The organism is Pseudomonas putida, assembly GCF_009883635.2.
Taxonomy (GTDB): domain Bacteria; phylum Pseudomonadota; class Gammaproteobacteria; order Pseudomonadales; family Pseudomonadaceae; genus Aquipseudomonas; species Aquipseudomonas putida_W.
The window spans coordinates 1,882,304-1,897,456 of record NZ_CP026115.2 but is presented as its reverse complement, the minus strand read 5'-3'; the positions used below and the strand labels follow the sequence as shown (position 1 = coordinate 1,897,456).

General features: G+C 57.2%; 8 protein-coding genes, 2 tRNA genes and 3 rRNA genes. 10 read left to right on the top strand and 3 right to left on the bottom strand.

The window, feature by feature from the left end; genetic code table 11:
- Positions 1–360 precede the first annotated feature (360 nt).
- The 3 genes from C2H86_RS08745 to C2H86_RS08735 form a co-directional block, all read right to left on the bottom strand.
- Positions 361–945: an IMPACT family protein gene (locus C2H86_RS08745; protein WP_159412244.1), complete on the bottom strand. Its 585-nt coding sequence runs from the start codon at positions 943–945 to the stop codon at positions 361–363.
- 9 nt (positions 946–954) lie between these two features.
- Complete coding sequence (locus C2H86_RS08740) at positions 955–1,617, bottom strand: TetR/AcrR family transcriptional regulator (RefSeq protein ID WP_159412243.1); 663 nt, start codon at positions 1,615–1,617, stop codon at positions 955–957.
- Positions 1,618–1,707: 90 nt separating this feature from the next.
- Complete coding sequence (locus C2H86_RS08735) at positions 1,708–2,625, bottom strand: LysR family transcriptional regulator (RefSeq protein ID WP_054886800.1); 918 nt, start codon at positions 2,623–2,625, stop codon at positions 1,708–1,710.
- A 118-nt stretch (positions 2,626–2,743) separates the two neighbouring features.
- Here C2H86_RS08735 and C2H86_RS08730 point away from each other — a divergent pair, with 118 nt between their 5' ends.
- The 10 genes from C2H86_RS08730 (at position 2,744) to C2H86_RS08685 (ending at position 15,104) form a co-directional block, all read left to right on the top strand.
- On the top strand, positions 2,744–4,090 hold the full coding sequence (locus tag C2H86_RS08730; protein ID WP_159412242.1) for an aspartate aminotransferase family protein: 1,347 nt from the start codon (positions 2,744–2,746) through the stop codon (positions 4,088–4,090).
- Between the two features lie 73 nt (positions 4,091–4,163).
- A complete protein-coding gene (locus C2H86_RS08725) occupies positions 4,164–5,657 on the top strand; it encodes a CoA-acylating methylmalonate-semialdehyde dehydrogenase (RefSeq protein ID WP_079229826.1) in 1,494 nt (497 codons plus the stop codon).
- 558 nt (positions 5,658–6,215) lie between these two features.
- A 16S ribosomal RNA gene (locus C2H86_RS08720) occupies positions 6,216–7,752 on the top strand.
- A gap of 85 nt (positions 7,753–7,837) precedes the next feature.
- Positions 7,838–7,914: transfer RNA gene (locus tag C2H86_RS08715), tRNA-Ile, on the top strand.
- A gap of 21 nt (positions 7,915–7,935) precedes the next feature.
- Positions 7,936–8,011 (top strand) — tRNA-Ala (locus C2H86_RS08710).
- Positions 8,012–8,256: 245 nt separating this feature from the next.
- Positions 8,257–11,148, top strand: a 23S ribosomal RNA gene (locus tag C2H86_RS08705).
- 140 nt (positions 11,149–11,288) lie between these two features.
- Positions 11,289–11,404: ribosomal RNA gene (gene rrf / locus C2H86_RS08700) — 5S ribosomal RNA — on the top strand.
- Together the 16S, 23S and 5S rRNA genes with 2 tRNA genes alongside form the textbook arrangement of a ribosomal RNA operon.
- 137 nt (positions 11,405–11,541) lie before the next feature.
- On the top strand, positions 11,542–12,201 hold the full coding sequence (locus C2H86_RS08695; RefSeq protein WP_159412241.1) for a paraquat-inducible protein A: 660 nt from the start codon (positions 11,542–11,544) through the stop codon (positions 12,199–12,201).
- Positions 12,188–12,811: a paraquat-inducible protein A gene (locus C2H86_RS08690; protein WP_159412240.1), complete on the top strand. Its 624-nt coding sequence runs from the start codon at positions 12,188–12,190 to the stop codon at positions 12,809–12,811. The genes C2H86_RS08695 and C2H86_RS08690 overlap by 14 nt, the downstream gene beginning before the upstream one ends.
- On the top strand, positions 12,804–15,104 hold the full coding sequence (locus C2H86_RS08685) for a PqiB family protein (protein ID WP_159412239.1): 2,301 nt from the start codon (positions 12,804–12,806) through the stop codon (positions 15,102–15,104). Before C2H86_RS08690 ends, C2H86_RS08685 begins: the two co-directional genes overlap by 8 nt.
- The last annotated feature ends 49 nt before the right edge of the window (positions 15,105–15,153 follow it).

The window sequence follows — 15,153 nt, the reverse complement described above, 5'->3', positions numbered from 1 at the left end:
GCTCCTTGTTCGGTTGATTTGAAAGGCTCTGAGCATAATGCAGGCCGCTCGCGTCTGCTCTTTCTGAATATGAACAAAAAATGACCAGTGGCTTGGGGCCTTGGCTGAGCGGGGGTTTGGCCTGTTGGCTAACGGGTTATCCACAGCATGGTCCACAGTAAATGTGAGCAAGCGCAACGCCAGGCGTTGTGTAATACGCCTGACACACTGGGGATAAGTCACCAAGGTTCAGTCGCTTAGGGCTGTCATCAAACAGTGAACAAAATATGATCAATGCTCTGAGGGCCTTGCTGTTCATGGGCTGTAACGGTGTGCCCCAAGCTTATCCACAGGCCAGCCCACAGCTGTTGTGGGCAAACTTCAGTGTGCTTCGAGGATAATCCGGCCGCGGCTGAGGTCTGCCAGTTGCTGTTGCAATGCGGGCAGGTGAGCTTCGCCCACGGCAATCTGCAGGTCGACGCCATTGGCGGTGAATTGTTCGTCCAGCACCAGGCCATCCACGTCGGCCAGGCGCAGTTTCACCAGGGCCAGTTCGCTGAAGGTGCAACTGCAGGTGAACTCGCTGCGCTGGATCAGCAGGCGCTTGGGGGCTTGCTGCAGGCACTTGTTGGCGCCGCCACCGTAGGCACGGGCCAGCCCGCCGGTGCCCAGCTGGATGCCGCCGTACCAGCGAATCACCAGCACCACCACCTGGTCGCAGTCCTGTGCTTCGATGGCCGCAAGGATCGGCCGCCCGGCGGTACCGCCCGGCTCGCCATCGTCACTGCTGCGGTATTGCCCGCCAATCTTCCACGCCCAGCAATTGTGCGTGGCGGCCAGGTCGCTGTGGCGTTCGATGAAGCTCATCGCTTCGGCGGCGCTGTTGATCGGGCCGGCGAGGGTGATGAAGCGGCTCTTGCGGATTTCCTCGCGAAATTCGCAGAGGTCGAGCAGGGTAGAAGGCATAGATGAACGTCAGGCAACCGGCTTGATGCCGCACCCCTTGAGAATGATGTGGATAAGGTTGTTGCTGGCATCTTCCATGTCTTGCTTGGTCAGGCGGCTGCGGCCAGTAACCTGGCAGATCTGAGTAGCGAAGTCGGCATAGTGCTGAGTGCTGCCCCAGAGCAGGAAGATCAGGTGCACTGGGTCGACCGCGTCCATCTTGCCGGCTTCCATCCAGGCCTGGAATACGGCGGCACGGCCGCGGAACCATTCACGGTAGTCGGCGCTGAAGTACTCGGTCAGGCAGGTACCACCGCTGATCACTTCCATTGCGAAGATGCGTGAAGCCTGAGGGTTGCGCCGGGAAAACTCCATCTTGGTGCGGATGTAGTGGCTCAGCGCTTCGCCCGGGTCGTCCTCGACGCTCAGGGCGTTGAAGGTGCTGTCCCACAGCTCGATGATGTTGCTCAGCACGGCGATGTACAAGCCGAGCTTGTTGGTGAAGTAGTAATGCAGGTTGGCCTTGGGCAAGCCGGCTTTCAGCGCGATGGTGTTCATGCTGGTGCCCTTGAACCCATGGCGGGCGAATTCGTCTTCGGCGGCCTGAATGATGGCCTGTTCGTTCTTCTGGCGGATGCGGCCGGCGGGCTTGCCCGAGGCGGCGAGGCGATGCGCAGGGACTTCTAGGGTCATGGACGATTCCGGACAGGTCTGTGGCAACGAATGTCGGACAAGATTACCTGCCTGTGCTGGCGTGACAAGCCTTAGCGTCAGAAGCTGGCATCAACGTGTCGCAGCCAGGCTTTCCAGGAAGCTTTCCAGCACCAGGTTCGGTCGCCGCCCCTTGCGCGTGACCCAGCTCAGGCTCAGGTCATAGAAGCGCTGCGCAGGCTTGAGTGCACGCAGGCGGCCTTGCTGGACCCAGAAGGTGGCGTAGTGGTCAGGCAGGTAGCCGATATAGCGGCCGGTGAGGATCAGGAACGCCATGCCTTCGCGGTCCGAGGCGCTGGCGGTGCAGTTGAGCGCCTGGTAGTGCGCCTGGATTTCCGCAGGCAGGCGGAAGGTTGGCGCGATGGCTTCCTGGCTGTTGAGGCGGTCATCGTCGATCTGCTGGTTGTCGGCATAGAACAATGGGTGGCCAACCGCGCAGTAGAGCTGAGACCGTTCGCTGTACAGTGGTTGGTATTCCAGGCCGGACAGCGGGCTGGTCTGCGGTACCACGCCGACGTGCAGGCTGCCGTCCAGTACCCCCTGCTCAACCTGGCTGGGGGCGATCATGCGGATCTGGATGCGCACATCAGGGCCGCGGTCCTTGAGCTCGGCCAGCGCATGGGTGATGCGCATGTGCGGCAGGGTGACCAGGTTGTCGGTCAGGCCGATGTTGAGCTCGCCGCGCAAGTGCTGGTGCAGACCGTTGACCTCGGTACGGAAGGTTTCCAGCGCACTTAGCAACTGCAGTGCCGAGTGATAGACCTCGCGGCCTTCCTCGGTCAGCGAGAAACCGGCACGGCCGCGCTGGCACAGGCGCAAGCCCAGGCGTTGTTCGAGGTCGTTCATCTGCTGGCTGATGGCCGAGCGGCCGATCCCCAGTACGTTTTCCGCAGCCGAGAAGCCGCCGCATTCAACCACGCTTCGATAGATTTTCAGCAGGCGGATGTCGAAATCGCTGACTTGTGCGAGAGGGTCGGGGCGTCGGCTCATAAGTTTAGTCTTGCGCTACCTGAAGATTAGAAATGTAGGCTTTTTCAGACTTTATCCGCGTGCGAATTTAGCTGCAACAACATCCATCGTTGCCTAATCGTCTTCCGAGGAACCGCCGATGAACATGCCCGAAACCGCAACCGCCGGTATCGCCAGCCAGCTTAAGCTGGACGCCCACTGGATGCCCTACACCGCCAATCGTAACTTCCAGCGCGACCCGCGCCTGATCGTGGCCGCCGAAGGCAACTACCTGGTCGATGACAAGGGGCGCAAGATCTTCGACGCCCTCTCTGGCCTGTGGACCTGTGGCGCCGGGCATACCCGCAAGGAAATCACCGAAGCGGTCGCGCGCCAGGTCGGTACCCTCGATTACTCCCCCGCGTTCCAGTTCGGCCACCCGCTGTCGTTCCAGCTGGCCGAGAAGATCGCCGAGCTGACCCCGGGCGACCTGAATCACGTCTTCTATACCAACTCTGGTTCCGAGTGCTGCGACACCGCGCTGAAAATGGTGCGTGCCTACTGGCGCCTGAAAGGCCAGGCCACCAAGACCAAGATCATTGGCCGTGCCCGTGGTTACCACGGGGTGAACATTGCCGGGACCAGCCTGGGCGGCGTCAACGGCAACCGCAAGATGTTCGGCCAGCTGCTGGACGTCGATCACCTGCCTCACACTGTGCTACCGGTGAACGCCTTCTCCAAGGGCATGCCGGAAGAGGGCGGTATCGCCTTGGCAGATGAAATGCTCAAGCTGATCGAACTGCACGATGCTTCGAACATCGCAGCGGTGATCGTCGAGCCGCTGGCCGGCTCCGCCGGTGTGCTGCCGCCGCCGAAGGGTTACCTGAAGCGCCTGCGTGAAATCTGCACCCAGCACAACATCCTGCTGATCTTCGACGAAGTGATCACCGGCTTCGGCCGCATGGGCGCCATGACGGGCTCCGAGGCCTTTGGCGTCACCCCTGACCTGATGTGCATCGCCAAGCAGGTCACCAACGGTGCTATCCCGATGGGCGCGGTCATCGCCACCAGCGAGATCTACCAGACCTTCATGAACCAGCCGACCCCGGAATACGCGGTGGAATTCCCCCACGGCTACACCTATTCCGCGCACCCTGTCGCCTGTGCTGCCGGTATCGCCGCGCTCGACCTGCTGCAGAAGGAAAGCCTGGTGCAGTCGGCCGCCGAACTGGCGCCGCACTTCGAGAAGCTGCTGCATGGCGTGAAGGGTACCAAGAACATTGTCGACATCCGTAACTACGGCCTGGCTGGCGCGATCCAGATCGCTGCCCGCGACGGGGATGCGATCGTGCGTCCTTACGAGGCGGCCATGAAACTGTGGCAAGCCGGCTTCTATGTGCGCTTCGGTGGCGACACCCTGCAGTTCGGTCCAACCTTCAATACCCAGCCGCAGGAACTGGACCGCCTGTTCGATGCGGTCGGCGAAGCCCTGAACAAGATCGACTGATCTTTCCGCTTTTGACGTAGGGCGCGTGAACCCATCACGCGCCTGCCTCAACCTTCTTTATCTGGAGTTTTGCATGAGCATTGTTCAGCACCTGATCCACGGCGAACTGGTTACCAAAGGTGAGCGCACCGCCGATGTCTTCAACCCTTCCACGGGCCAGGCGGTACGCAAGGTCGAACTGGCCAGCCGCGCAACCGTGCAGGAAGCCATCGATTCGGCCAAGGCTGCCTTCCCGGCCTGGCGCAACACCCCGCCAGCCAAACGCGCCCAGGTGATGTTCCGTTTCAAGCAACTGCTGGAGCAGAACGAAGCGCGCATCTCGCAGATGATCAGCGAAGAGCACGGCAAGACCCTGGAAGACGCTGCTGGTGAGCTGAAGCGTGGCATCGAGAACGTCGAGTTCGCCTGCGCGGCGCCGGAAGTGCTGAAAGGCGAGTACAGCCGCAACGTTGGCCCGAACATCGACGCCTGGTCCGACTTCCAGCCGCTGGGTGTGGTCGCCGGCATCACCCCGTTCAACTTCCCGGCCATGGTGCCGCTGTGGATGTACCCGCTGGCCATCGCCTGCGGTAACGCCTTCATCCTCAAACCCTCCGAGCGCGACCCGAGCTCGACCCTGTTCATCGCCCAGCTGCTGCTGGAGGCTGGCCTGCCGAAGGGCATCCTCAACGTGGTGCATGGTGACAAGGAAGCGGTCGATGCACTGATCGAAGCGCCGGAAGTGAAGGCACTGAGCTTCGTCGGTTCGACTCCGATTGCCGAATACATCTATGCCGAAGGCACCAAGCGCGGCAAGCGCGTGCAGGCCTTGGGTGGTGCGAAGAACCACGCGGTGCTGATGCCCGATGCCGATCTGGACAACGCGGTCAGCGCGCTGATGGGGGCCGCCTACGGTTCGTGCGGCGAGCGTTGCATGGCTATCTCGGTGGCGGTGTGCGTGGGCGACCAGGTTGCCGATGCGCTGATCGCCAAGCTGGAACCTCAGATCAAGGCGCTGAAGATTGGTGCAGGCACTTCCTGTGGCCTGGACATGGGCCCGCTGGTGACTGCTGCAGCCCGTGACAAGGTTGTCGGTTACATCGACGATGGCGTTGCAGCTGGCGCCAAGCTGGTGGTGGATGGCCGAGGCTTCCGCGTGGCAGGTAATGAAGATGGCTATTTCGTTGGCGGCACGCTGTTCGACAACGTGACACCGGAGATGCGCATCTATAAGGAAGAGATCTTCGGCCCGGTGCTGTGCGTGGTGCGCGTGAATAGCCTGGAGCAGGCCATGCAACTGATCAACGATCACGAGTACGGCAACGGTACCTGCATCTTCACCCGTGACGGTGAAGCGGCGCGCCTGTTCTGCGACGAGATCGAAGTGGGCATGGTCGGGGTCAACGTACCGCTGCCGGTGCCGGTTGCCTACCACAGCTTCGGTGGCTGGAAGCGCTCGCTGTTCGGTGACCTGCATGCCTATGGCCCGGACGGTGTGCGCTTCTATACCCGTCGCAAGGCAATCACCCAGCGTTGGCCGCAGCGCGCCAGCCATGAGGCGTCGCAGTTTGCCTTCCCTAGCTTGTAAGGGATGAAATGAAGCGGGGAGGCCGGAAGGCCTCCCCGCTTTGTTTTCAGCGATATTAAAGTTTCTTGAAATAAAAGGTTGACGCGCTTTTGAATCCCCTTATAATGCGCCCCACTTCCAGCGACATCGGAACGACAAACTCCTTGAGATTCAATGAGTTAGGTAGTTAAGGTGAGGTTGGAGGCGCTTCGATCGAAAGGTCGATAGCGGTTGAGATGAAGGTTGACAGCGGTTTTAAACGCTGTATTATTCGCCTCCCGCTAGTGAGTGATCGCAGCGAGTCAAGTGTTTGAAGCTAAACGAGTTTCTCGCAAAAAACTTCAAAATAAACGCTTGACAGCAAATGAGGAAAGCGTAGAATGCGCGCCTCGGTTGAGACGAAAAGCTCTTAACCAAACGCTCTTTAACAAATCGAATCAAGCAATTCGTGTGGGTGCTTGTGAGTATGGACTGATAGTCACAAAGATTATCAGCATCACAAGTGGCATGCGAGAAATCACATAGTCATTTGAGATTGCTGAGCCAAGTTTAGGGTTTCTTAAAAACCCAAGCAGTATTGAACTGAAGAGTTTGATCATGGCTCAGATTGAACGCTGGCGGCAGGCCTAACACATGCAAGTCGAGCGGATGACGGGAGCTTGCTCCTTGATTCAGCGGCGGACGGGTGAGTAATGCCTAGGAATCTGCCTGGTAGTGGGGGACAACGTTTCGAAAGGAACGCTAATACCGCATACGTCCTACGGGAGAAAGCAGGGGACCTTCGGGCCTTGCGCTATCAGATGAGCCTAGGTCGGATTAGCTAGTTGGTGGGGTAATGGCTCACCAAGGCGACGATCCGTAACTGGTCTGAGAGGATGATCAGTCACACTGGAACTGAGACACGGTCCAGACTCCTACGGGAGGCAGCAGTGGGGAATATTGGACAATGGGCGAAAGCCTGATCCAGCCATGCCGCGTGTGTGAAGAAGGTCTTCGGATTGTAAAGCACTTTAAGTTGGGAGGAAGGGCAGTAAGTTAATACCTTGCTGTTTTGACGTTACCGACAGAATAAGCACCGGCTAACTCTGTGCCAGCAGCCGCGGTAATACAGAGGGTGCAAGCGTTAATCGGAATTACTGGGCGTAAAGCGCGCGTAGGTGGTTTGTTAAGTTGGATGTGAAAGCCCCGGGCTCAACCTGGGAACTGCATCCAAAACTGGCAAGCTAGAGTACGGTAGAGGGTGGTGGAATTTCCTGTGTAGCGGTGAAATGCGTAGATATAGGAAGGAACACCAGTGGCGAAGGCGACCACCTGGACTGATACTGACACTGAGGTGCGAAAGCGTGGGGAGCAAACAGGATTAGATACCCTGGTAGTCCACGCCGTAAACGATGTCAACTAGCCGTTGGAATCCTTGAGATTTTAGTGGCGCAGCTAACGCATTAAGTTGACCGCCTGGGGAGTACGGCCGCAAGGTTAAAACTCAAATGAATTGACGGGGGCCCGCACAAGCGGTGGAGCATGTGGTTTAATTCGAAGCAACGCGAAGAACCTTACCAGGCCTTGACATGCAGAGAACTTTCCAGAGATGGATTGGTGCCTTCGGGAACTCTGACACAGGTGCTGCATGGCTGTCGTCAGCTCGTGTCGTGAGATGTTGGGTTAAGTCCCGTAACGAGCGCAACCCTTGTCCTTAGTTACCAGCACGTAATGGTGGGCACTCTAAGGAGACTGCCGGTGACAAACCGGAGGAAGGTGGGGATGACGTCAAGTCATCATGGCCCTTACGGCCTGGGCTACACACGTGCTACAATGGTCGGTACAGAGGGTTGCCAAGCCGCGAGGTGGAGCTAATCTCACAAAACCGATCGTAGTCCGGATCGCAGTCTGCAACTCGACTGCGTGAAGTCGGAATCGCTAGTAATCGCGAATCAGAATGTCGCGGTGAATACGTTCCCGGGCCTTGTACACACCGCCCGTCACACCATGGGAGTGGGTTGCACCAGAAGTAGCTAGTCTAACCTTCGGGAGGACGGTTACCACGGTGTGATTCATGACTGGGGTGAAGTCGTAACAAGGTAGCCGTAGGGGAACCTGCGGCTGGATCACCTCCTTAATCGACGACATCAGCCTACTGATGAGCTCCCACACGAATTGCTTGATTCATTGTAAAAGACGATGCTGTAACGCGACCCTGTTATAGGTCTGTAGCTCAGTTGGTTAGAGCGCACCCCTGATAAGGGTGAGGTCGGCAGTTCAAATCTGCCCAGACCTACCATTACTTGGTTCAGCCGTATACGGGGCCATAGCTCAGCTGGGAGAGCGCCTGCCTTGCACGCAGGAGGTCAGCGGTTCGATCCCGCTTGGCTCCACCACTTTCGCAGTAAGCAGTAACTTGTCAGAACTTAGAAATGAACATTCAGTTTGAATGTTGATTTCTGACTTTTGTCAGATCGTTCTTTAAAAATTCGGATATGTGATAGATATAGACTGAACACCAGTTTCACTGCTGGTGGATCAGGCTAAGGTAAAATTTGTGAGTTCTGCTCTTAATTGAGCGAAATGCGAATTTTCGGCGAATGTCGTCTTCACAGTATAACCAGATTGCTTGGGGTTATATGGTCAAGTGAAGAAGCGCATACGGTGGATGCCTTGGCAGTCAGAGGCGATGAAAGACGTGGTAGCCTGCGATAAGCTTTGGGGAGTCGGCAAACAGACTGTGATCCAGAGATCTCTGAATGGGGGAACCCACTCAGCATAAGCTGAGTATCTTGTACTGAATACATAGGTGCAAGAGGCGAACCAGGGGAACTGAAACATCTAAGTACCCTGAGGAAAAGAAATCAACCGAGATTCCCTTAGTAGTGGCGAGCGAACGGGGACCAGCCCTTAAGTTGATTTGAGATTAGTGGAACGCTCTGGAAAGTGCGGCCATAGTGGGTGATAGCCCCGTACACGAAAATCTCTTGTCAATGAAATCGAGTAGGACGGAGCACGAGAAACTTTGTCTGAACATGGGGGGACCATCCTCCAAGGCTAAATACTACTGACTGACCGATAGTGAACCAGTACCGTGAGGGAAAGGCGAAAAGAACCCCGGAGAGGGGAGTGAAATAGAACCTGAAACCGTATGCGTACAAGCAGTGGGAGCCTACTTTGTTAGGTGACTGCGTACCTTTTGTATAATGGGTCAGCGACTTATATTCAGTGGCGAGCTTAACCGAATAGGGGAGGCGTAGCGAAAGCGAGTCTTAATAGGGCGTTTAGTCGCTGGGTATAGACCCGAAACCGGGCGATCTATCCATGGGCAGGTTGAAGGTTAGGTAACACTGACTGGAGGACCGAACCGACTACCGTTGAAAAGTTAGCGGATGACCTGTGGATCGGAGTGAAAGGCTAATCAAGCTCGGAGATAGCTGGTTCTCCTCGAAAGCTATTTAGGTAGCGCCTCATGTATCACTGTAGGGGGTAGAGCACTGTTTCGGCTAGGGGGTCATCCCGACTTACCAAACCGATGCAAACTCCGAATACCTACAAGTGCCGAGCATGGGAGACACACGGCGGGTGCTAACGTCCGTCGTGAAAAGGGAAACAACCCAGACCGTCAGCTAAGGTCCCAAAGTCATGGTTAAGTGGGAAACGATGTGGGAAGGCTTAGACAGCTAGGAGGTTGGCTTAGAAGCAGCCATCCTTTAAAGAAAGCGTAATAGCTCACTAGTCGAGTCGGCCTGCGCGGAAGATGTAACGGGGCTCAAACCATGCACCGAAGCTACGGGTGTCATCTTTGATGACGCGGTAGAGGAGCGTTCTGTAAGCCTGTGAAGGTGAGTTGAGAAGCTTGCTGGAGGTATCAGAAGTGCGAATGCTGACATGAGTAACGACAATGCGAGTGAAAAACTCGCACGCCGAAAGACCAAGGTTTCCTGCGCAACGTTAATCGACGCAGGGTTAGTCGGTCCCTAAGGCGAGGCTGAAAAGCGTAGTCGATGGAAAACAGGTTAATATTCCTGTACTTCCAGTTATTGCGATGGAGGGACGGAGAAGGCTAGGCCAGCTTGGCGTTGGTTGTCCAAGTTTAAGGTGGTAGGCTGAAATCTTAGGCAAATCCGGGATTTCAAGGCCGAGAGCTGATGACGAGTTGCCATTAGGCGACGAAGTGGTTGATGCCATGCTTCCAAGAAAAGCTCCTAAGCTTCAGATAACTGGGAACCGTACCCCAAACCGACACAGGTGGTTAGGTAGAGAATACCAAGGCGCTTGAGAGAACTCGGGTGAAGGAACTAGGCAAAATGGCACCGTAACTTCGGGAGAAGGTGCGCCGGCGAGGGTGAAGGACTTGCTCCGTAAGCCCATGCCGGTCGAAGATACCAGGCCGCTGCGACTGTTTATTAAAAACACAGCACTCTGCAAACACGAAAGTGGACGTATAGGGTGTGACGCCTGCCCGGTGCCGGAAGGTTAATTGATGGGGTTAGCGCAAGCGAAGCTCTTGATCGAAGCCCCGGTAAACGGCGGCCGTAACTATAACGGTCCTAAGGTAGCGAAATTCCTTGTCGGGTAAGTTCCGACCTGCACGAATGGCGTAACGATGGCGGCGCTGTCTCCACCCGAGACTCAGTGAAATTGAAATCGCTGTGAAGATGCAGTGTATCCGCGGCTAGACGGAAAGACCCCGTGAACCTTTACTATAGCTTTGCACTGGACTTTGAATTTGCTTGTGTAGGATAGGTGGGAGGCTTTGAAGTGGGGACGCCAGTTCTCATGGAGCCATCCTTGAAATACCACCCTGGCAACTTTGAGGTTCTAACTCAGGTCCGTTATCCGGATCGAGGACAGTGTATGGTGGGTAGTTTGACTGGGGCGGTCTCCTCCCAAAGAGTAACGGAGGAGTACGAAGGTGCGCTCAGACCGGTCGGAAATCGGTCGTAGAGTATAAAGGCAAAAGCGCGCTTGACTGCGAGACAAACACGTCGAGCAGGTACGAAAGTAGGTCTTAGTGATCCGGTGGTTCTGTATGGAAGGGCCATCGCTCAACGGATAAAAGGTACTCCGGGGATAACAGGCTGATACCGCCCAAGAGTTCATATCGACGGCGGTGTTTGGCACCTCGATGTCGGCTCATCACATCCTGGGGCTGAAGCCGGTCCCAAGGGTATGGCTGTTCGCCATTTAAAGTGGTACGCGAGCTGGGTTTAGAACGTCGTGAGACAGTTCGGTCCCTATCTGCCGTGGACGTTTGAGATTTGAGAGGGGCTGCTCCTAGTACGAGAGGACCGGAGTGGACGAACCTCTGGTGTTCCGGTTGTCACGCCAGTGGCATTGCCGGGTAGCTATGTTCGGAAGAGATAACCGCTGAAAGCATCTAAGCGGGAAACTTGCCTCAAGATGAGATCTCACTGGGATCTTGAATCCCCTAAAGGGCCGTCGAAGACTACGACGTTGATAGGTTGGGTGTGTAAGCGCTGTGAGGCGTTGAGCTAACCAATACTAATTGCCCGTGAGGCTTGACCATATAACACCCAAGCAATTTGCTCATGCAGATTGCGGTGGTGAAGACGAAAGAACCGAAGATTCGCGTTTCACAAGAGCAGCACAAATTCACATATCCGAATTCGCTGGGCTGTCCATCTGGACATTCTGGCTACAGAATTTCTTGACGACCATAGAGCATTGGAACCACCTGATCCCATCCCGAACTCAGTAGTGAAACGATGCATCGCCGATGGTAGTGTGGGGTTTCCCCATGTGAGAGTAGGTCATCGTCAAGATTCATTTCGCAAAACCCCTATCTGCGCATGCAGGTAGGGGTTTTGTCTTTCTACATCCATGCCTGGCATTAGTCATCTCCCACATTTCAAGCTGGGAACACTAGAATAGAGCCGACGTAGCTATTCAGAATATCGAGATGCCCGATCCCGTCGAAACCAAAGCCCTAGAGCAGTTGCCGTTGGACGAACTGGTCGCCTGCCACGAGTGCGACCTGCTGATGCGCAAGCCGCTGCTGCAGCATGACGAAAAAGCCCAATGCCCACGCTGTGGCTACGAGCTATACGCTCACCGGCACAATGTGGTCAACCGCAGCCTGGCCTTGGTGCTGACGGCCTTGCTGCTGTTCGTACCGGCCAACTTCCTGCCCATCATGCAGTTGCACCTGCTCGGCCAGACGTCGGACGATACCGTCTGGAGTGGTGTGCTGGGCCTGTACAACTCAGAGATGCGCGGCGTTGCCGTGGTGGTGTTCCTTTGCAGCATGGCCATTCCGTTGCTCAAGCTGCTGTGCCAGTTGGTCGTTTTACTGAGCATCCGCCTGAATGTGGGGCGTGATTACGGGCTGGTGTTCTACCGCTTTTATCACCACCTGCGTGACTGGGGCATGCTCGAGGTTTACTTCATGGGCGTGCTGGTGGCGATCGTCAAACTCGTGGACCTGGCCGAACTGACCATTGGCCTGGGCCTGTTCTGTTTCATCAGCCTGTTGCTGGTCCAGGTCTGGCTCGAAGTGGTGATGTCGCCACACCAGATCTGGAGTGCGTTGTCGGGGGAGGATCTCCATGCGGGCGATTGATGCAGGCATCCTGGTCTGCAATGAATGTCATGAACTGAACCGTCAGGATGGCGAGAGCGACTCGCAGACCTGTACGCGCTGTGGCGCCATCGTGCACGCGCGGCGGCCCAACAGCATCATCCGTACTTGGGCATTGCTGATCACCGCCTCGATCCTGTACATCCCGGCCAACCTGTTGCCGATCATGACGATCAGCACCTTGGGGCAGGGTAGCGGTGACACCATCATGTCCGGCGTCATCACCTTGCTCAAGCACGGCATGGTGCCAATCGCCGCCGTGGTGTTCATTGCCAGCATCCTGGTGCCTACCTTCAAGCTGGTGGGCATCGGCCTGTTGCTGTATTCGGTCCAGCGCCGCCAGCCGCTGTCGGCAAGGCAACGGATACTGATGTACCGTTTCATCGAGTTCATAGGACGCTGGTCCATGCTGGATATCTTCGTCATTGCCATTCTGGTGGCGGTGGTGAATTTCGGTCGTATCGCCAGTGTCGAAGCCAACCTGGGCGCTGTCGCCTTCGCAACTGTGGTGATCCTCACGATGCTTGCTGCTTTAACTTTCGATCCCCGACTGATCTGGGATAACACGGAGTCGGATGACGACCATGAGTGACATGCCAACGGCTAAAACCCGCCCTGCCTCGAACTGGTCGGCCATCTGGATCCTGCCGCTGATCGCGCTGATGATCGGTGGCTGGCTGGCTTGGCAGGCCTACCGAGATGCCGGCGTGGAGATCGAAGTGCGTTTCGAGACCGGCGAAGGCATCGTCGCCAACAAGACCGAGGTGATCTTCAAAGGCATGTCGGTGGGCAAGGTCACCAAGCTGGTGCTGGACGCCGAAGGTGAGAGCCAGGGGGTGATCGCCACCATCGAGATGAACAAGGCTGCCGAGCCGCATCTGACCAAAGGCACGCGTTTCTGGCTGGTCAAGCCAAGTGTCAGCCTGGCGGGTATTTCGGGCCTGGAGACACTGGTATCCGGCAACTATATCGCTGTCAGCCCGGGTGAGGGCGAACGGACCAAGCGCTTTACCGCACTGAAGGTCGCGCCACCGCTGTCGGACAGCGAACCTGGCTTGCACCTGACGCTCAAGGCCGAGCGCCTGGGTTCGCTCAATCGGGACAGCCCGGTGTTCTACAAGCAGATCCAGGTTGGCCGGGTGAAGAGCTATCGCCTGTCCGATGACCAGAGCACTGTCGAGGTCAAAGTGTTCATCGAGCCTGCGTACGCCAGCCTGGTGCGCAAACACACGCGTTTCTGGAATGCCAGCGGCATCAGCATCGACGCTGATCTGTCGGGTGTAAAGGTGCGCAGCGAGTCGCTGTCGAGCATCGTGGCGGGTGGTATCGCCTTCGCCACGCCGGAGTATCGCAAGGACAGCCCACCGACCGACCCGAGCCTGCCGTTCCGCTTGTATGAAGACTTCGATGCGGCCCAGGCGGGTATCCGTGTCAAAGTGAAGTTGAGCGACTACGAAGGTTTGCAGGCCGGTCGTACGCCAGTCATGTACAAGGGTATTCAGGTCGGCTCGTTGAAAACCCTGAAGATGGAAGACAACCTGGCCAGCGCCACGGCCGAGCTGACGCTGGACCCGCTCACTGAAGACTATCTGGTCGATGGCACGCAGTTCTGGGTGGTCAAGCCGTCGATTTCCCTGGCAGGTATCACTGGCCTGGAGGCGTTGGTCAAAGGTAACTACATTGCGATTCGCCCAGGTGAGAAGGGCGCCAAGCCACAGCGTGAGTTCGAGGCCCGGCCCAAGGCCCCGCCGCTGGACCTGAAGGCACCAGGTCTGCACATGGTGCTGTTCGCCGATACCCTGGGTTCTCTGGAGATCGGCAGCCCGGTGATGTATCGCCAGGTGAAGGTGGGTAGCGTGCAGAGCTACCAGTTTGCCCGCAACAGCAAGCGGATCTTGATCGGTGTACACATCGAGAAGGAATACGAAAATCTGGTCAACGGCTCCTCGCGCTTCTGGAACGTCAGCGGTATTACCCTGACCGGTGGCCTGTCGGGTATCAAGATCAAGAGTGAGTCGCTGCAGACCCTGATGGCCGGCGGTATCGCCTTCGATACGCCTACGCCCAATGTTGCGCTCAAGCGCCGTATCCCACGTTTCCGCCTGCTGGAGAGTCAAGAGGCGGTGAACCGCACCGGTACCCTGGTCACCATTCGGGTAGACCGTGCCGACGGCCTCAAGCCAGGTACGCCAATCCGCTTCCGTGGCCTGGATGTGGGTAGCGTCGAGAGCGTGGACCTGACAAAAGACTTGCAGGCGGTACTGCTGCGAGCACGTATCACCGAAGCGGCTGATCGCATTGCCCGTGCAGGCACGCAATTCTGGGTGGTCAAGCCGGCGCTTGGGCTGGTGCGCACCGAGAACCTCGATACCTTGATTGGCGGGCAGTACATCGAAGTGCAGCCGGCGGCGAAGGACAAGGGGGCGCAGCGTGATTTCATTGCGCTGGGCGAAGCGCCTGAAATCGTCGGAGAGGAAGTGGGCCTGCCGTTGACCCTGAGTGCGCCGCGGCGTGGCTCGATCAAGCCGGGAGTGCCGGTTACCTATCGCGAGGTGGCGGTAGGCAAGGTGACCGGTTTCGAGCTTGGCCAGACTGCGGATCGCGTGTTGATCCACATTCTGATCGAACCGCGTTATGCCGCCCTGGTGCGCGGTGGCAGCCGGTTCTGGAATAGCAGTGGCTTTGGCTTCGACTGGGGGCTGTTCAAGGGCGCTACAGTGCGTACCGAGTCGCTGCAGACGCTCATCGATGGCGGTATTGCATTCGCCACGCCTGAAGGCGAACAGATGGGCAACCCCGCCCGGCCGCAACAGACCTTCGCCTTGTTCGACAAGCCCGAAGATGCCTGGCTGCAGTGGGCACCGAAGATCCAGATCGCCAGGTGATAGTGAGCAGGGCCGCCACCCGCGGCCCTGTTCTTGTCTTGTGGGAATC